The 17590-nt window shown below is 55.3% G+C and carries 19 protein-coding genes and 1 tRNA gene; 15 read left to right on the top strand and 5 right to left on the bottom strand.

Annotation, left to right across the window (positions count from 1 at the left end; genetic code table 11):
• Positions 1-54: 54 nt before the first annotated feature.
• The 5 genes from secF to queA form a co-directional block, all read right to left on the bottom strand.
• Complete coding sequence (gene secF / locus ACO77H_RS05040; RefSeq protein WP_169956302.1) at positions 55-969, bottom strand: protein translocase subunit SecF; 915 nt, start codon at positions 967-969, stop codon at positions 55-57.
• A gap of 9 nt (positions 970-978) precedes the next feature.
• Positions 979-2847, bottom strand: coding sequence for a protein translocase subunit SecD (gene secD / locus ACO77H_RS05035; RefSeq protein ID WP_169956300.1), 1869 nt, complete (start codon positions 2845-2847; stop codon positions 979-981).
• A 62-nt stretch (positions 2848-2909) separates the two neighbouring features.
• The gene (gene yajC, locus ACO77H_RS05030) at positions 2910-3248 is read right to left on the bottom strand and encodes a preprotein translocase subunit YajC (RefSeq protein WP_003175975.1); all 339 of its coding nucleotides are present in this window, start codon (positions 3246-3248) and stop codon (positions 2910-2912) included.
• A gap of 43 nt (positions 3249-3291) precedes the next feature.
• Positions 3292-4407, bottom strand: a complete 1116-nt coding sequence (gene tgt, locus ACO77H_RS05025; RefSeq protein WP_032858353.1) for a tRNA guanosine(34) transglycosylase Tgt — start codon at positions 4405-4407, stop codon at positions 3292-3294.
• Between the two features lie 5 nt (positions 4408-4412).
• The gene (queA, locus tag ACO77H_RS05020) at positions 4413-5462 is read right to left on the bottom strand and encodes a tRNA preQ1(34) S-adenosylmethionine ribosyltransferase-isomerase QueA (RefSeq protein ID WP_170042975.1); all 1050 of its coding nucleotides are present in this window, start codon (positions 5460-5462) and stop codon (positions 4413-4415) included.
• Between the two features lie 108 nt (positions 5463-5570).
• On the opposite strand from queA, the gene ACO77H_RS05015 reads away from it, so the two are divergent.
• From ACO77H_RS05015 to ACO77H_RS04945, 15 genes are all read left to right on the top strand, one after another.
• A tRNA-Leu gene (locus ACO77H_RS05015) sits at positions 5571-5655 on the top strand.
• 165 nt (positions 5656-5820) lie between these two features.
• The gene (locus ACO77H_RS05010) at positions 5821-7062 is read left to right on the top strand and encodes a tyrosine-type recombinase/integrase (protein WP_170045496.1); all 1242 of its coding nucleotides are present in this window, start codon (positions 5821-5823) and stop codon (positions 7060-7062) included.
• A gap of 246 nt (positions 7063-7308) precedes the next feature.
• Complete coding sequence (locus ACO77H_RS05005; protein ID WP_432755102.1) at positions 7309-8247, top strand: hypothetical protein; 939 nt, start codon at positions 7309-7311, stop codon at positions 8245-8247.
• An 82-nt stretch (positions 8248-8329) separates the two neighbouring features.
• Complete coding sequence (locus ACO77H_RS05000; RefSeq protein ID WP_026078127.1) at positions 8330-8584, top strand: helix-turn-helix transcriptional regulator; 255 nt, start codon at positions 8330-8332, stop codon at positions 8582-8584.
• Positions 8581-8886 carry a hypothetical protein gene (locus ACO77H_RS04995; RefSeq protein ID WP_029298593.1) on the top strand — a complete coding sequence of 102 codons (306 nt, stop codon included), beginning with the start codon at positions 8581-8583 and terminating at the stop codon, positions 8884-8886. The genes ACO77H_RS05000 and ACO77H_RS04995 overlap by 4 nt, the downstream gene beginning before the upstream one ends.
• A 47-nt stretch (positions 8887-8933) precedes the next feature.
• Entirely contained in the window at positions 8934-9419 is a 486-nt protein-coding gene (locus tag ACO77H_RS04990) for a hypothetical protein (RefSeq protein WP_133257337.1), read from the top strand.
• Positions 9416-9700 carry a hypothetical protein gene (locus ACO77H_RS04985; protein WP_432755101.1) on the top strand — a complete coding sequence of 95 codons (285 nt, stop codon included), beginning with the start codon at positions 9416-9418 and terminating at the stop codon, positions 9698-9700. Before ACO77H_RS04990 ends, ACO77H_RS04985 begins: the two co-directional genes overlap by 4 nt.
• A complete protein-coding gene (locus tag ACO77H_RS04980; protein ID WP_432755100.1) occupies positions 9697-9969 on the top strand; it encodes a DUF3077 domain-containing protein in 273 nt (90 codons plus the stop codon). Before ACO77H_RS04985 ends, ACO77H_RS04980 begins: the two co-directional genes overlap by 4 nt.
• A complete protein-coding gene (locus ACO77H_RS04975; RefSeq protein WP_432755099.1) occupies positions 9966-12854 on the top strand; it encodes a DUF927 domain-containing protein in 2889 nt (962 codons plus the stop codon). The genes ACO77H_RS04980 and ACO77H_RS04975 overlap by 4 nt, the downstream gene beginning before the upstream one ends.
• Before the next feature lie 95 nt (positions 12855-12949).
• Entirely contained in the window at positions 12950-13792 is an 843-nt protein-coding gene (locus tag ACO77H_RS04970) for a chromosome segregation protein SMC (RefSeq protein WP_432755098.1), read from the top strand.
• A gap of 65 nt (positions 13793-13857) precedes the next feature.
• Entirely contained in the window at positions 13858-14067 is a 210-nt protein-coding gene (locus ACO77H_RS04965) for a hypothetical protein (protein WP_432755097.1), read from the top strand.
• A 343-nt stretch (positions 14068-14410) separates the two neighbouring features.
• The gene (locus ACO77H_RS04960; protein ID WP_432755096.1) at positions 14411-15283 is read left to right on the top strand and encodes a pentapeptide repeat-containing protein; all 873 of its coding nucleotides are present in this window, start codon (positions 14411-14413) and stop codon (positions 15281-15283) included.
• 3 nt (positions 15284-15286) lie between these two features.
• A complete protein-coding gene (locus ACO77H_RS04955) occupies positions 15287-15973 on the top strand; it encodes a hypothetical protein (protein ID WP_432755095.1) in 687 nt (228 codons plus the stop codon).
• Positions 15970-16290, top strand: coding sequence for a hypothetical protein (locus ACO77H_RS04950; protein WP_432755094.1), 321 nt, complete (start codon positions 15970-15972; stop codon positions 16288-16290). The genes ACO77H_RS04955 and ACO77H_RS04950 overlap by 4 nt, the downstream gene beginning before the upstream one ends.
• A gap of 290 nt (positions 16291-16580) precedes the next feature.
• Positions 16581-17234 (top strand): hypothetical protein, encoded by a 654-nt coding sequence (locus tag ACO77H_RS04945; RefSeq protein ID WP_432755093.1) that lies wholly within the window; start codon positions 16581-16583, stop codon positions 17232-17234.
• The last annotated feature ends 356 nt before the right edge of the window (positions 17235-17590 follow it).

Here is a 17590-nt window from a genome sequence, read left to right as displayed (position 1 = left end):
GGCGCGAGTTCAATACTCGCGCCTTCTTTGCAACAGTAGATCAACAAACACCCATCAAGGGCGGTCGTCGACCTCCTTGTCGGTCGCAACAGGAGGAATCAGGTCTTCGCTGTTGAGGTTCAGCCAGATCAGCACCACGTTGGCGATGTAGATCGACGAGTAGGTGCCCGCCAGGACGCCGATAAACAGCGCCAGGGAGAAGCCCCACAGGTTGTCGCCACCGAAGATCATCAGCGCGGCAATCGCCAGCAAAGTGGAAATCGACGTCGCCATGGTGCGCAACAGGGTCTGGGTGGTGGAGATGTTGATGTTCTCGATCAACGTCGCCTTACGCAGTACCCGGAAGTTCTCGCGAACCCGGTCGAATACCACGATGGTGTCGTTGAGGGAGTAACCAATGATCGCCAGCACCGCCGCCAATACCGTCAAATCGAAGGTGATCTGGAAGTACGCCAGGATACCCACGGTCACGATCACGTCGTGGATCAGCGAGACAATGGCACCGACGCCGAACTTCCACTGAAAGCGGAACGCCAGGTAGACCATGATGCCGGCCAGCGCCATCAGCATGCCGAGGCCGCCCTGGTCGCGCAGCTCTTCACCTACCTGCGGGCCGACGAACTCGACGCGCTTGACCGAAGCCGGGTTATCGCCACCGACCTTGAGCAAGGCCTCGGCCACCTGGTGGCCCAGTTGCGGGTCTTCACCCGGCATCCGCACCAGCAGGTCGGTGGTCGCACCAAAGCTCTGCACGATCGCCTCGTGGTAACCGGCCTCGTTCAGTTGGGTACGCACCTTGGTGACATCGGCCGGCTTCTCGTAGGTCAGCTCGATGAGCGTACCGCCGGTGAAGTCCAGACCGTAGTTCAGACCCTTATGGAACCAGCTGAACAACGCCAGGACGGTAAGGAGCACAGTGACGCCGAACGCAACGTTGCGAACGCCCATGAAGTTGATTGTACGTAACATGGCAGCCCCTTAAATCCACAACTTCTTGAAGTCACGCCCGCCAAAGATCAGGTTGACCATTGCGCGGGTCACCATGATGGCCGTGAACATCGAGGTAAAGATACCGAGGGACATGGTCACCGCAAAACCCTTGACCGGGCCGGTGCCCATGGCAAAGAGAATCCCGCCGACCAGCAATGTGGTCAGGTTGGAGTCGAGAATCGCGGTAAATGCCCGGCCGAAACCTTCGTTGATTGCCCGTTGCACGCTCATGCCCGCCGCGATCTCTTCACGAATCCGCGAGAAGATCAGCACGTTGGCGTCCACCGCCATACCCATGGTGAGTACGATACCGGCGATACCCGGCAGGGTCAGTGTAGCCCCCAGCAGCGACATCAAGGCCAGCAGCAGCACCATGTTCACCGCCAGCGCAACCGTGGCAATGATGCCGAAGAAGCGATAGATGGCGATGATGAACAGCGAAACGAACAGCATGCCCCACAGGGAAGCGTCGATACCCTTGGTGATGTTGTCAGCACCCAGGCTCGGACCAATGGTGCGCTCCTCGGCGAAGTACATCGGTGCCGCCAGGCCACCGGCACGCAGCAGCAATGCCAGCTCGGAGGACTCACCCTGGCCGTTCAGGCCGGTGATACGGAATTGAGCACCCAACGGCGACTGGATGGTCGCCAGGCTGATGATCTTCTTCTCTTCCTTGAAGGTCTGTACGGCTACGTCTTTCTCGACGCCATTGACCATCTGCTTGGTGTAGGTAGTCACCGGGCGTTGCTCGATGAAGATCACCGCCATGCTGCGACCGACGTTGCTGCGGGTGGCGCGGCTCATCAGTTCGCCACCATGACCATCCAGGCGGATGTTCACTTCAGGCGTGCCGTGCTCGCCAAAACCAGCCTTGGCATCCGTCACCTGGTCACCGGTGATGATCAGGCCACGCTCGATCTGCGCAGCTGGGCGATTGCCCTCGCGGAACTCGAACATTTCGGAAGTAGCCTTGGAAGCACCCGGCTCGGCAGCCAGACGGAACTCAAGGTTGGCGGTCTTGCCGAGAATCCGCTTGGCTTCAGCGGTGTCCTGCACGCCTGGCAGCTCAACCACGATGCGGTTGGCGCCCTGGCGCTGGACCAGAGGCTCGGCCACACCCAGCTCGTTGACGCGGTTACGTACCGTGGTCAAGTTCTGCTTGATGGAGTATTCACGGATTTCCGCCAGCTTGGCCGGGGTCATCGCCAGACGCAGCACCGGCTGACCATTGAGGTCGGCAGGAACAATGTCGAAATCGTTAAAGCTTTTGCGAACCAGGGCGCGTGCCTGTTCACGGGTGGCTTCGTCAGCAAAGCCCAGCTGGATGGCACCGTTGAGCTGCGGCAGGCTGCGATAACGCAGGCGCTCTTTGCGCAGCAGGCTCTTCACATCGCCTTCGTAGACTTTCATGCGTGCATCGAGGGCTTTGTCCATGTCCACTTCCAACAGGAAGTGCACACCACCGGACAAGTCCAGGCCCAGCTTCATCGGGTGCGCGCCGAGGCTGCGCAGCCATTGCGGAGTGGTTTGTGCCAGGTTCAGTGCGACTACATAGTCATCACCCAATACCTTGCGCACAACATCCTTGGCCGGCAATTGGTCTTCTTGCTTGGCCAGGCGCAACAAACCGCCCTTGCCGTTGGGCGTCAGGCTGGAAGCCTTGACCGTCAAGCCGGCTTCGGTAAGCGCCTTGCTCGCGCGCTCGAGGTCGGCATCGGTCACTTGCAACGACGTGCTAGCGCCGCTGATCTGGATCGCCGGGTCATCTGGATAGAGATTGGGAGCGGAATAAATAAAACCGATCGCCAGCACCGCCAGGATCAGTACGTATTTCCACAGAGGGTATTTGTTCAGCATCACGCCGCCCGCTTATGACGCGGGGCGCCTTGCGCGCCCCGTCGATTGGTAAAAGTTGTTACTCAGATCGCTTTGAGCGTGCCTTTTGGCAGCGTGGCGGCGATGGCGCCTTTCTGGAACTTCATTTCAACGGTGTCGGAGACTTCCAGTACCACGAAAGCATCGGAAACCTTGGTGATCTTGCCAGCGATACCGCCGGTGGTGACCACTTCGTCGCCTTTTTGCAGGCTGCCCAGCAGGTTTTTCTGCTCTTTGGCGCGCTTGGCCTGTGGACGCCAGATCATCAGGTAGAAGATGACCAGGAAGCCGACCAGGAAAATCCACTCGAAACCACCGCCCATAGGACCGGCAGCGGCCGGTGCAGCGGCGTCAGCCATAGCGTTAGAGATAAAAAAGCTCATTTAGCACTCCAGTTGCAAATAGTGAATCTTAGGGTCGGGAAACTCAGTCCAAGGGCGGCACAGGCAGCCCGCGCTTGGCATAGAAGGCATCGACAAAGGCGGCCAATGTACCCTGTTGAATAGCCTCGCGCAAACCAGCCATCAGGACTTGGTAGTGACGCAAATTGTGGATGGTATTCAACATGCTACCCAGCATTTCCCCGCATTTGTCCAGATGGTGCAGATAAGCACGGGAGAAGTTCTGGCAGGTGTAGCAATCACAGGTGGGATCCAGCGGCGAATCATCATGGCGATGGAACGCGTTACGGATCTTCAGCACGCCTGTATCAATGAACAGATGCCCATTGCGGGCATTACGGGTTGGCATCACGCAATCGAACATGTCCACACCGCGGCGCACACCCTCTACGAGATCTTCTGGTTTGCCAACGCCCATAAGGTAACGAGGTTTGTCAGAAGGCATCAGGCCTGGCAGGTAGTCCAGCACCTTGATCATTTCGTGCTTGGGCTCGCCCACCGACAGGCCGCCAATGGCCAGGCCATCGAAGCCGATCTTGTCCAGGCCTTCGAGCGAGCGCTTGCGCAGGCTTTCGTGCATGCCGCCCTGGACGATGCCGAACAACGCGGCAGTGTTGTCGCCGTGGGCATTCTTCGAACGCTGGGCCCAGCGCAACGACAACTCCATGGAGATCCGCGCCACGTCTTCATCGGCCGGGTACGGCGTGCACTCGTCAAAAATCATCACAATGTCTGAGCCCAGGTCACGCTGGACCTGCATCGACTCTTCCGGGCCCATGAACACCTTGGAACCGTCCACCGGCGAGGCGAAGGTCACGCCCTCCTCCTTGATCTTGCGCATGGCGCCCAGGCTGAACACCTGGAATCCACCGGAGTCGGTGAGGATCGGGCCTTGCCACTTCATGAAGTCATGCAGGTCGCCATGCTTCTTGATCACTTCGGTGCCCGGGCGCAGCCACAGGTGGAAGGTGTTGCCGAGGATGATCTCGGCGCCGGTGGCGACGATGTCACGCGGCAGCATGCCCTTGACCGTGCCGTAGGTGCCGACCGGCATGAACGCCGGGGTCTCCACGGTGCCACGGGGGAAGGTCAGGCGGCCGCGACGGGCTTTACCGTCAGTAGCCAACAATTCAAACGACATACGACTCATAGTTGTTCCTCTGGGCCGCGCGGCGCCGGATTACGGGTGATAAACATCGCATCACCGTAGCTGAAAAAACGGTACCCATTATCGATGGCGGCCTGATAGGCGGCCATGGTCTCGGGGTAACCGGCAAATGCCGACACCAGCATCAACAGCGTGGATTCCGGCAAATGGAAGTTGGTGACCAGGCAATCGACCACATGGAACGGCCGGCCTGGGTAGATAAAGATATCGGTGTCGCCACTGAACGGCTTGAGCACACCATCGCGCGCGGCACTCTCCAGGGAACGCACGCTGGTGGTGCCCACCGCGACCACCCGCCCGCCACGCGCCTTGCACGCGTTGACCGCGTCCACCACGGCCTGGCTGACTTCCAGCCATTCGCTGTGCATATGGTGATCTTCGATGTTCTCCACACGCACCGGCTGAAACGTCCCGGCCCCCACGTGCAGGGTCACATAGGCCGTCTCGACACCCTTGGCGGCAATCGCCTCCAGCAGCGGCTGGTCAAAATGCAGCCCAGCCGTCGGTGCGGCGACGGCGCCGAGGCGCTCGGAGTAAACCGTCTGATAGCGCTCGCGGTCCGAATCTTCGTCGGGGCGGTCTATATAAGGAGGCAACGGCATATGGCCGACACGCTCCAGCAGCGGCAACACTTCTTCGGCAAACTTGAGTTCGAACAGCGCGTCATGGCGCGCCACCATCTCGGCCTCGCCACCGCCATCAATCAGAATGCTCGACCCCGGTTTCGGCGACTTGCTGGAGCGCACATGGGCCAGCACACGATGGCTGTCCAGCACCCGTTCCACGAGGATTTCCAGCTTGCCGCCGGAAGCCTTCTGGCCAAACAGCCGCGCCGGAATCACCCGGGTATTGTTGAAGACCATCAAGTCGCCTGGGCGTAAATGCTCAAGCAAATCAGTAAATTGACGGTGTGCAAGGGCACCGTTGACCCCGTCCAGGGTCAACAGTCGGCTGGCGCGACGCTCGGCCAAAGGGTGGCGAGCGATCAGCGAATCCGGCAGTTCAAAAGTAAAGTCAGCAACGCGCATGATGGGGTTCGTCTAGCAGGGCCGGGAAGTCTAGCGGAAATAGTGAAAATAGACCATGAAACGTGATTGACCAACGGTAATCACGTCTCTATACTTCGCCGCCATTGAGCCCTGATGGCGGAATTGGTAGACGCGGCGGATTCAAAATCCGTTTTCGAAAGGAGTGGGAGTTCGAGTCTCCCTCGGGGCACCATATAGCAGTATCTGAAAGTCTCTACCAGACTCTCAGCAACAGAGAAACCGGCCACTTGAGCCGGTTTTTTTGTGTCTGGCTATCTACCTCTGTATCCCCTTATCCGTTGTATCCCTGTATCCCTACTTGTATCCTGAGAAAAATACCTAACTTTGGGATACAAGGATGAAGCGCGCAGATATCAAGCGCCGCCCTCTCGCCGACACGACGCTTGCAGGGCTGGAGCCGGAGTCAAAGGAATACCGGGAGCTAGACGGAAACGGTCTCTACTTCAGGGTCAAACCTGATGGTGGTAAATCCTGGCAGCTCCGCTACAAACGTCCGGCAGGCAATTGGGCTTGGATGGGGCTCGGGGGTTACCCAGAGGTCAGTGGTGCGCTGGCAAGAGACAAAGCTGCCGATCTACGCAAAGTAGTGAGTAGCGGCGCCGATCCCCTTGAGCAGAAACGATCCGCTAAAGCTGCAATCGATGCGGCCAAGGCCCGAACGTTTAGAGCTGCTGCTGAAGCTTGGCTCAAGGCCAAGGAAGAAAAGGGCCTCGCACCCTCCACCCTTCACAAAATTCGCACCTACCTCGACAAGGACATACTCCCTGCATTGGGAGATAAGCCCCTCGACGAAATCACCCGTACCGACTGTGCAGATCTCCAGGCATCCCTCGAAGCCAGAGACGCTCACAACGTGGCAGAAAAGTGCCGCACCTGGATCAACCAAATCTTCGGCCGAGCGATTGGTTTAGGACTCACCGAAAACGATCCAGGTAGCCGACTTCGCGATATTGCCGCCCAGGCACCCAAGACTCAGCAGCATCCACACTTGCTAGAGCCTGAACTGGCTGAGTTCCTCCAAGCACTCAAAAACACTCCGAGCAGACTGACGGCACGCACCGCCGCATGGCTTTGTATCTGGACGGCTTCCCGACCAGGCATGGTTCGCTTGGCTGAATGGAAAGAGTTCGACCTTGAGAAGGCAATTTGGACGACGCCTGCTGCCAAGATGAAGATGCGCCGGGATTTTGTATGCCCCCTTCCCCATCAAGCAGTGACAGCTTTGAGGGATCTGCACAGTTTAACGGGGCGGAGTCGTTGGCTTTTCCCCGGTGTGGGAGCGAAGAACCCAACCATCAGCGAAAACACAATCAACAAAGTCTTCGCAACCATCGGCTACAAAGGTCGTCTCGTAGGCCACGGCACTCGACACACCGCGAGCACGTTACTTAGAGAGCATGGCTGGCCGAAGGAACACGTTGAAGCGCAGTTGGCTCACAAAGAGGAAGGCATCTCGGGGGTATACAACAAGGCTCAATACTTTGAGCAACGTGTAAAAATGATGCAATGGTACGCCGATCATCTTGATTCCCTAGTGGCCGGAAATGTAGTCCAAGGTCAATTTGGGAAGGCCGTGTGAAGGCGTTGACCCTACCCCCCCTCAAAAATCGTGTTACGGGTGTTACGCGTGTTACGAACACCAATAACCCATTGTATTTATTTAACATATTTAGCGTTACACGCACTGCAAAGCTTCTGAGCACCACGTGTTACATCGAGCAGTCGTGTTACAGAAAGGCCACATCCGCAACCCTGCAGGCATCGGCGTTTCCGTTTGCGAATCGCTGTAACAGCCTACCGGCTTCGGGGCGGAGGGGAGATCTAAATGGACTTTGAGCGAGGCATCGAGGCAGAAGAGCTCGAAATCGCAGGTTTCGACGTAACATGCCTGGTGTGGGATCAGGACGACGTCGAGGCAGCCGTTCGCAGTCTTGCGCTGTTTCCGCAGTTCAAAGAACCCTTCAAAGGTGCCTTCGATCTGATCAACACCGCCACATCGTTCTGGCTTGAGGAGGGTTCCTACTCCCCAGGTGCAGAATCGATCACACGAACCCTTTACTCCCTACGTGATGCCATCTACGACCATGCCGACTCTGCGGAAGCAGGCTCATTGCCAAGCGTGATTCGAGGACTCCTTCAGGTCAGCCTTTCCGCAGCAGACTCACAGCTCGTGGCTACCTACGCCCTGGTACTTGGAACGCAGGCCGTTGAGAAGCTCGCAAATTGGCTATTCGACCTTGAACTCGCGACCTACGACATTGATGCAGACCTGATAGAGCAACTGAGACACGACTCACCCCGCCAGTACCTTGCACTGATCGAAAAAGAGCGGGACCGTAGTAGCGGAAACGAGATCCGAGCTCGAGAAGACTTCGCTACGTTGTTAGGTGAGGCGAACCAGGCGTTGTTGATGGCGAGTCTTTATCGCCAAGTAGAGCAGATTGATGTGTTTAAAAAAGGCTTCAATACATTAAGCCTGATGCATCGAGTTCTCGACGACGCATTTTCGACGAAGGCGACGAGAAGGGGCCAGGAAGCAGGTAATGGGAACCGCAATCCCAACTCAGCGATACAGACCTCCGCTACGAATAGGCGGGCAAAAATTAAGGCAGCCGCAGAGCAAATCATTAGCGGCCGGAAAAGTGAAAAACGAAGTCTGTCCGATGCTGAACTGACCAATCTGCTTTTCGACCAAGCCGGCAACGGCACGAAAAAAACCATTCGAGAGCACTTAGTCGCTCTGGGCCTTAGACCTCTGAAATAAAAAAGGGAGCGGACACAGTCCAGTCCCCCTCCCCTGCGTAGCGTATGACCCGTTGTCTCAATTAACAAAGGGTTAGCTCGCTATGACTACCGTATTAAAAGCAATTCCCTCGCATGATCCCTCCATGACCCTCATCCGCATGCCCGAGGTCATTTCAATCGTAGGGCTCGCACGCCCGACTATCTACAAGCTGATGCGTCAACCTGAAAGCGGATTCCCGTTGCCGGTAAAGCTGAGTAACAGCAATGCACGAAGTGCTCCGGTTGCGTGGGTATTGGGGGAAGTTCAGGCATGGACACGGGCACGCATCGCTGCCCGCGATCAGGTGGCAGCATGAAAAATCGTGTCGCCAACAGGGCCATCTTGCAGCCCTTTTCTGTACTCAGAACAGTCGGATTTACGCCTCGGTGGATGCAACGTTTCGAACGCTATCGCAAAGAGCAAAAACGCCTAAATCGGGACGTGATGGTGATGCGATGGGCAGACGGCATCTGGTGCGCATTGTCAGTTCCCTGCCAAGCCCCCCGAGCAATCATCGTCGACGAAGGCCAACAGATAGACGCTTACGAAGATGCACGCGCTTGCCTCGATAGCGACTTCTTGCCCTTTGTTTCCCTGAGTTGGGAAATCCATGCCTGAAACGAAAACGCCCCCGGCGGCAACCGGAGGCGTTGAGGTAAATCTACATGCCTGATCAATTTATGCCGCATCGAAAAAATCCGCAAGTGATCTGCACAGTTGCACTTTCAAAAAACGGGCGTTACTCTCTGGCTGTCGCTGCAAATTCAGCGACCGGGCTTGGTAACCCGACGAAATCAAGGCGCAACAGCGCCCCCATTACGATTGCAGGCGCTTTTTTTGTGCCCGCAGTTACGTGTTATGGCGGCTGTGCGTGGGAGGCATTCGTGCCTGCCGGGTTCCTTGATTCCCGGTTTACCAACCTGCGCACAGCTGCCACCCATTCGCTTGGTAACGAACGTGGCAGCTCCTCAAATCAAGGAGCTACACAGATGAAACACGCCTTCAATCCGTCCAAAATTCGCGCTGCTGCTCATCGAGCAATGGCTCTCGCCGCTTTACACGCCAACTCCAGCCTCGCTACACGCCTTTCCCGTTACAACGCCCATATGTCCAAGGCTCGCGCCCTGGAAGCCGCAGGGGGTGCCCAATGAGCATACTCCCAGGCTTTGCACTACCCGAGGATCTCCTCTGCGTCAGCCAGGACGCCGAAGCCGGTCTGCCTATCGACGCCATCACCTGTGCGCTCGACCGCGCCGATTCAGTTCTGATGCTGCTGGAAGATCATTTAGACGGCGACAAACCCGTACTCTCCAACCGCGTGCTGTCATCCGTTATTTGGGACGTGCGCGGCACCTTGGGTCTGATCAAAACACTCGCCTTGTACGGTGACGCCTCCTCTGTGCCAATGGGCCAGAAAGGCGGTGCATTGTGAACACTGCCACTACTCTTGGGCGTGCCGAGTTCTCGTGTGCCAACGACACCCACCAGAAATTATTTCGGGTGAATCCAGGCGTGCCTCTTGAGGATGCGCTTGAAGCAATTTCACTGTTTCAGCACTACGCCAATCAACTGACCCTCGATGCCGCCATGAGTGACAAAGGCGAGCGGTTTAGTTGGCCGGCGTTCTACCTGGGCGAGATGGCTAAAGCGCTGATTGATGACGTGAACGATGCGCTGTGTGCAGCGAGTACCACGCCATGACCCAGCGTACCGGCAACACCTCAAAACGTCCCAGCTTTGCCGACGTAAAAAGCGCCGCTTTGAAGAACATCGACCGCGTCCTTACTCACTGGCTGCCGAACGGCAAACGCGTCGACGGCGGCAAGGAATACACCGCACCCAATCCGACGCGCACGGACAAACGTGCGGGCTCACTCAAGGTCAATTTGAGCAAAGGCACCTGGGCAGATTTTGCCACTGGCGATAAGGGCGGCGACCTGATCGATCTGGTGTGCTACATCGACGGCGGCACGGACGTTGAGGCCTGCAAAAGGCTGGCGGATCTGCTCAGTGTTTCCGCTGGATCCGCGAACGCCAAAAGCGCACCGACCAAGCCCGCAGCGCCGGATTGGATTGCGATTCAACCGATCCCGGCCGAGGCCATGAACAAGTGCCCTGCCAAACACCGGCAACACGGTGTTCCGTCCAAGGTGTGGATCTATCGTGATGCCCAGGGCCAGCCGGTCATGGCGCTGTATCGCTTCGACCTGGCCCCGGATGAAGACGGCAAACCGAAGAAGGTCTTTGCACCGCTGACCTGGTGCAAGCGCTCCGATGGGCAAACCACACAATGGCGCTGGCAGGGGTTGCCCGAGCCTCGGCCACTGCTGCGCCTGGATGAGCTGGCACAGCGCACCAATGCGCCTGTGGTGTTGTGTGAAGGCGAGAAGGCTGCTGATTCCGCCGCCGAACTGATGCCCGACCACGTAGCCACCTGCTGGCCGAACGGATCCAACTCCTGGCACAAGGCCGACCTGACGCACCTCAAAGGGCGCTCTGTGGTGCTGTGGCCGGATAACGACGCCAGCGGCAAGACCTGCATGGAAGCCATCGAGCTTAAGCTGATTGAGCTGGGCGCCGCTTCAGTGCAACGAATCTCGCTCGACGTGTTCAAGCTCAAGCCCAGCAGCAAAGGTGGCAAGCCTACATTGACCAAGGGTGGCAAATGGGAGGATGGCGATGATGCAGCGGACGCGATAGCCAAAGGTTGGACCGCTGACCACGTGACCGAGCTGGTGCGTAACGGCGTATTTTTCGGCACTCTCGCTGAGCCCACTGAGCCCCAAGAACCGAAGGCTAAGGCACCTGCAAAACGCCCCTCGAAATCGAAAAATGACCTGTTGCCGGGCGGCTTTCGCTTGACGCCTGAAGGGGTGTTTTATTCCGGCGATGATGGTGAGGCGCGTCCCGTGTGTTCGCCTCTCGAAATCATCGCTCGCACTCGCGACGACAAGGGCCACAACTGGGGTTTATTGGTCGAGTTCAACGACCCGGACGGCGCCAAAAAGCGCTGGAATATCCCGGCCAGGACCATGACCGGCGACTTCGGCAAGGACGTCCTCGGACCGCTGGTAGACATGGGCCTACGCCTTGCCGGAAGCCGCTCGGGACGTAACGCACGTAATGACTTGCAGAGCTACCTCGGCGGCTTCGACAGCGCCCAGCGTGCCCGCTTGGTGACGCGTCTCGGCTGGCACGGCAACGCCTTCCTTCTGCCCGAACAGCAGATCGGCTCCCACGCCGAACACCTGCATTTTTATGAAGCTGGGGCGCAGTTACCACCGATCAACGAAGCGGGCTCCCTGGAGCAATGGCAGCAACAAATCGGCGCGCTGTGTGTTGGCAACCACCGCCTAGCGTTTGTCGTCTCTGTGGCCTTTGCAGGCCCGCTGTTGAACCTGCTAGGGCATGAGTCGGGCGGCTTCCACCTGTATGGCGACAGTTCCGGAGGCAAGACCACTCACTTGCAAGTTGCTGCCTCGGTTTATGGCGGGCCGCGTGTGGTGCGCTCATGGCGATCAACAGACAACGCTCTGGAGTCCATCGCCGCCGCACATTCAGACGGCCTCCTGGTGCTGGATGAAATCGGCATGTGTGACCCACGCATTATCGGCGAGACGGTCTACATGCTCGGCAATGGCACCGGCAAGGCCCGAGCAAATGATCGAGGACAAGCGGGCCGACAGGTGCAGGAATGGCGCTTGCTGTTTCTCTCGACCGGGGAGAAGACGTTGGCGCAGCACATGGCGGATGCCAACAAGGAGCTGAAAGCCGGTATGGAAGTGCGCATGCTCGCCGTGCCTGCGGATGCGAGCAAAGGGCTAGGTATGTTCGACGTACTGAACGGCTTTGAGGACGCTGCCGCCCTCTCCGATGCGCTCAAGGCCCGCGTAGCTAAGTACTACGGCACACCTATCACCTCCTTCCTGCACGCACTGTGCGCGCCTGGAGAAATGCTCAGGTGGTCCGTGATCGTTCGCCGCACGGTAGAACAGTTCATCACCCAAAACCTGCCTGCCTCCGCCAGTGGTCAGGCCCAGCGTGCTGCCCTTCGCTTCGGCCTCGCGGCAGCGGCCGGAGAGTTGGCCACCGCCTTCGGCGTCACTGGCTGGCCCGATGGCACAGCTACAACCGCTGCACGCGTGTGCCTGCATGCGTGGCTGGCCGAACGTGGCGGCGCCGGAAACTTCGAGGGCGATGCGATTTTGGCGCGGCTGAGACAGGTCATCGAGCGGTTTGGAGAAAGCCGCTTTACCCGCTGGGAATCTGCCGCCGCCAAGATCGATGAACACGGCCCACGCACGATTGATCGGTTGGGTTTTCGCAAAACGCTAGAACACGGCATGGGTGATGCGCTGCACACCACCAACACCTACTACGTGCTGCCTGAAGCCTGGAGGGCCGAAATCTTCAGGGGCATGAATATTAGCGCGGTGAACAAGGAGTTGCTGCAACGGGGCGTGCTCGAGCCGGGAAGCGACGGAAAGGCTTACAGCTTGATTCGCCTGCCAGGGTTAGGACCTCAACGCTGCTACGTGGTGAAGACGGTTCCAGGAACGGATGAAAGCGAGGCCAAGGCCGCCTGATGGCATGCCTGCTGATCGAGGTAGCGCCGGCTTATTCCCGGCCTCGCCAGCCGTTCAACCATCCTTATCAATCGTAATGCACAGAGACAATACAGATGAACACTATCCAAGAACTGAAAGACCGCCGCGACGAACTGACCCTAGAAATGGAGAGCATTCGGCTCGACCTGGCGCCGTTCGAAGAAGCGCTGGAAAACCCGGAGGTTATCCAGCAGGGCCGTCAACGGGCAGTGCAAGATGAAATCAACGATCACAAAAGACGCATCGACTCACGAGATCATGAGATCTATCGCCTGAATCAAAAAATCAATCGCCTCGAGGCTCTGGCGAACCGTGAGAGCTTGGCTGCGGGTTACCTGAGCGGCATTGCGAACTGGAAAGCCGACGAGATGGAGCTTAACGAAAAGCGAAGCAGCATCGAGACCAGGTTGCAGCAAGTCCGCCAGAGCGATCAGGAAGACATGGCAAAGGCTCGACAAGCTGAAACGGACGCAGCCACCGCTTATGCGCAGGCTGTCGCCTGGGGCGATGTGGAAGGCGAGAAAGCCGCTAACGCCGAAGCTCAAAAGGCAGCAAAAAACCTTACGGTGGCGGTTGAGCATCACCGCCGCCAACAGTTGCTCATCACGGCGCTGGAGCAGGAGCTCGTGACGATTGATCAGCACATCACAGAGGCACAAAAAGAACGCGCCAAGATCGAAAACCAAGCGGCTCATCTGGCAAACACTGTGCTGGAAGAGCAATGGAACGAGGCCGCAAAAGCACTACTGGAGACCGGTGGCAAGTTGTGGGCTGCCCGCAAACTGATTAATCGTGATCCGGTTGCGCTGCTGAATCTGGACATCCCTGAGCAAGGTGAAAGCTTCGGAAGCTGGACCTTCCGAGAACTTGCAGAGCGATCACACCAACACAGCCTACTTGACCTGTTGGCCGCCTAACCCACACCTTCCCCGAAACAGCCTGCGAAATACAGGTTGTTTCGGGCATACCAAGGGTGACCCCCATGAAAAAACCACCACAGAACAGCGCACAGATGCCTGATTACCTAAAGGCCCGAAAGCTCCATTTGAACGGGATAATTGTCGTCCTGGCCGGTATGAAAAAGCTGAATGCAAGAGCAAAAAAAGACACTAAAGTCGAGACGCTCACGATTGACGCCATCAAGGCGGAGCCTGATTTCATTGACCTCCAGCTCAAAAGAAAGACCGGTTGATAAAGAAGCGGAAGCTTAAGCAGCTTCCGCTTCGCTAGAACTCTCCATTACAAACAAGGCTTTAGATTTTTCGGTTTCTGATCTGTGGCGGCTGTGGGCTTATGACCGCTTTCGGCCAAGAGCGGACGCTTGACCTCAGATAGCTTTCGATCAGAACAGGCCAGTAAACCCCTGTCGCTGTTAGCGGAAAACGGGCGGTCGGGCGCGTCTAGAAAATGAGGCGTGATTCATCTTTAGAAAATGATCTAAAATTCATGCTGGTGGGTTATAAAATTTTCCCGTTGAAAAAAAGCAAAAAAGCTAGTCTGATTGCGACTGGTTTAATTTTGTCAGGGACGAATGCATGTCAGAAGCTGACCAAGCAAATGATTTTATAGATAAGCCGTCTAGAGAAATATTCTCAAAGACTTTCGAAAGCATAGATAATATGCAGTTTGATAACGACCATATAGAGTTACTTGGCAGGAAGCGCAAAGGCGCTCAAGTGAGTACCTGCACTTTTAGGTCGACTGTTTTTGTAGGGTGTTACTTTAATGGTGTAACTTTCACAAGTTGCGACTTTACCAGCGCTAAATTTATTGATTGCAACTTAAAAGATGCCAAATTTGTACACTGCAAATTTAACTACGTATCTTTTCGCAGAACAATAGTTGATTCCGCTGAAATACTCGCCAATCTCCCTCGCGAACCAAATGTCCGTAGGGATTTGTTGCGTAACTTACGTGTTGATGCCCGAGAACTGGGCAATGTTGAGGATGAGAGTCTCTATATCAGAAAGGAAATCGAAGCTAGCGATGATTTCTATATATCAGCCTTTAAGGGTCGTGAAAACTGGTATAGAAATAAGTATAGTGGCATTGATCGGATTTCGTTTCTTTTTAGTTGGATTAGGTCAAGATTCTCAGGCCTTATTTGGGGGAATGGTGAAAAGCCGATTAGGGTTTTGTATGCTTGCCTGTTCACCATTTTTATAATGTCAGCCGTACTTTCTGCATATGGTTATAGTAAGGGTCAATTTCTCGAAGGCGAAGGATTTTACGAAAACTTTGCTATGGCTATAAAGCTTTCTGTAAGTGAGTTTTTAGGGCTCCTATATGCGACAGACTCTTTTAGTCTAAAAGTACCTTTTTTAATTTCAGCCTTTGCTGCTTTTGCCAGATATATTTTCATAGGCTTGCTTGTATCGGTAATGTTTCGCAGTTTTTCAAGGCGTTAATTTATGGTGAATATTTTATATTTAGGCTATTTTGGTTCAATTGTAAGAGCGGATGCTGATGCTAGCAGTGATGCGGATGTATTGTGCGTATTAAACTCGAATGCAAAGGTTACCGACGTAGAGGTACGGCAACTCGCGGACCCGAAAATAATAGGCCGCAGGCATGTTGACTTGTCTATTTATGGTTATCAGCGCTTTAAAGATATGTGGGCTGAAGGCCATTTGTTTGCTTGGCATATTTTCCTAGAATCCAGGCCCTTCAGCGGGTACGATGAGTTTAGATGCAGGATGGGTACCCCAGGAGAGTATGTCAATGCGGTTGTTGATATAACTAGACTGAGAGAGCTGTTGATTGATGTAAAGTCTTCCCTTGGTAAAAATATTGTTTCCAAGGTGTATGAGGCCGGATTGATCTATGTTGCAGCACGAAACATAGGTATAAGTGCATCATGGTATTCCGACTCAGGTTTGAATTTTTCTAGACTATCCCCTTATTCAGTAACATTGTGCGAGAGGCCCATTCCCTTTCCTGTACACGCTGAAGCGTATGCTAAGCTCTGTGCGGCAAGACACGCCGCAATGAGAGGTGAGAAATCACCTGATCTTGATATATTGGAATTAAGAGCTATCTGTGATAATGTTTTGAGCTGGTCTGATCGAGTTTTGAGCGGAATAAAGGTCTTATCATGAGTACTAGTTTTCTAGAACGTAGTAGGCTTGAGAGAAAAATCATTGATGTTGTCAATGAAAAATTTCAGAGCATTGCTGAGCTGGATGGTTTGTCGGTTCCTACTCTGGATAAATGGGTCAAGAAAGTCTCTTGCTCTGCAGAACACTTAGAAAAGGCTTCATTTGCGAAAATAGCACTCTTGCTACGTGAGATTTCGCAGCGTATAAGTTCAGACTCAGACTCAAGTAAGCACATATTTTCAGACGGCTACTTTAGTAAAAATAGTACAGTGGATGTATGTCTTATAGAGCTCAGAAAAAGCTTAAATCTAATTTAAGCTTATCATTCCAATGCATCCAAAACGCCAACAGCATTTTTTAAGATTTAAGTTCATCCTCAGGCTGATAAGAGCCCAGCAAAACTAGTCGATATCATTCCGCAAGCGGCCTCTACTTCGGGTCATAAAAATAGGGGGATTACCAATCGCCCCCACTTCCGTGGGCACTCAATGACCGCTTCGATTGCAGCACTTCATGAGAGGCGGTAATCGGCCACTAATCGCCACTCGGCATCACGTCGAAAGCCAGATAGATTTCAAGTGCAACGGGAATAACAAGGACCGAAGCAATGGATTACCTCAATATCGATACGCTCGTTAATTTGACTGTAGGACTTATCGGCGCAGGCATTGGCGGATTTTGTACACTCAAGGGAACCAATCATGCGCATCGGTTGGCGCTACAGAAGGAAGCGGCAGCCGACCATGAAAAAATGGTCACTACATTGATGCTGTTACGCACTGAGATAGAGACGGCGTGGCAGATCTTTGAGGGGGAGATCGGAAGTGAGATGCTCGCTCAGGCCGCAGATGAACCCTACCTAGCGATATTCCCTATTGGGGACTCACCGTTTCCCCTTTTCAACTCTGCCCCACAAGCGCTCAATCTACTGCCGTACGACCAGGCCAAAGACGTTGTTCGCTTTTACATGCGCGCCAAAGGCATGATAGCGATGATTGAGATGAACAACCGTGACTACGAACAGGCACTTCAACATGCTCGTCATCTGCTAGATTCACATCTAGCGCAAGACCGAGATATGCCTCAGAAGTTGCAGCAGGAACTCTTCCAAGGCGGCGTCGAGTACATGGCTGCCATGCTGGGAATGGGTGATAACGCGGAAGGAATCCGCGCGCTTGCCCGTGAGTTAGCTCCAGTGGTTAAACGCATAACGACTTCCGTCGACGAGCTACTGGTTCCGCACACCAATCGTATGGGCTAAGTGCCGTACCCGCTCCTTTAGCTCCGTAAAGGCGATAACGTAGGCCTTGGCATATGCCTTCGACCAGGAAGTCGACGCAAAGGGGAAAGTGAATAGCACCTGCTTTTGTAGATACTCGACGTCCGCTTTTGGCCGGTAGCGGTCACTTGCCAACGCCCGCTTCTGGTCGATAAACACTGCTCACGAACGACCACTCTCGGCCAGAAGCCGCCGTTCAAGGATGGGCCCATCCGACTCTATGTCTCTCAATAAATCGTCCAGTTTTGAACGCTCGACACGAACGAGCCCATCGCAGATCACCAAACGGCCCTACTAGGATGCCGAGGAACGTATGCCACGGATCGCCTACTGACGAC

This window comes from Pseudomonas sp. WMBT8 (genome assembly GCF_050916005.1).
Classification (GTDB): domain Bacteria; phylum Pseudomonadota; class Gammaproteobacteria; order Pseudomonadales; family Pseudomonadaceae; genus Aquipseudomonas.
Note: the sequence above shows the minus strand (reverse complement) of the source record. Positions and strands in the feature narration are given on the sequence as shown.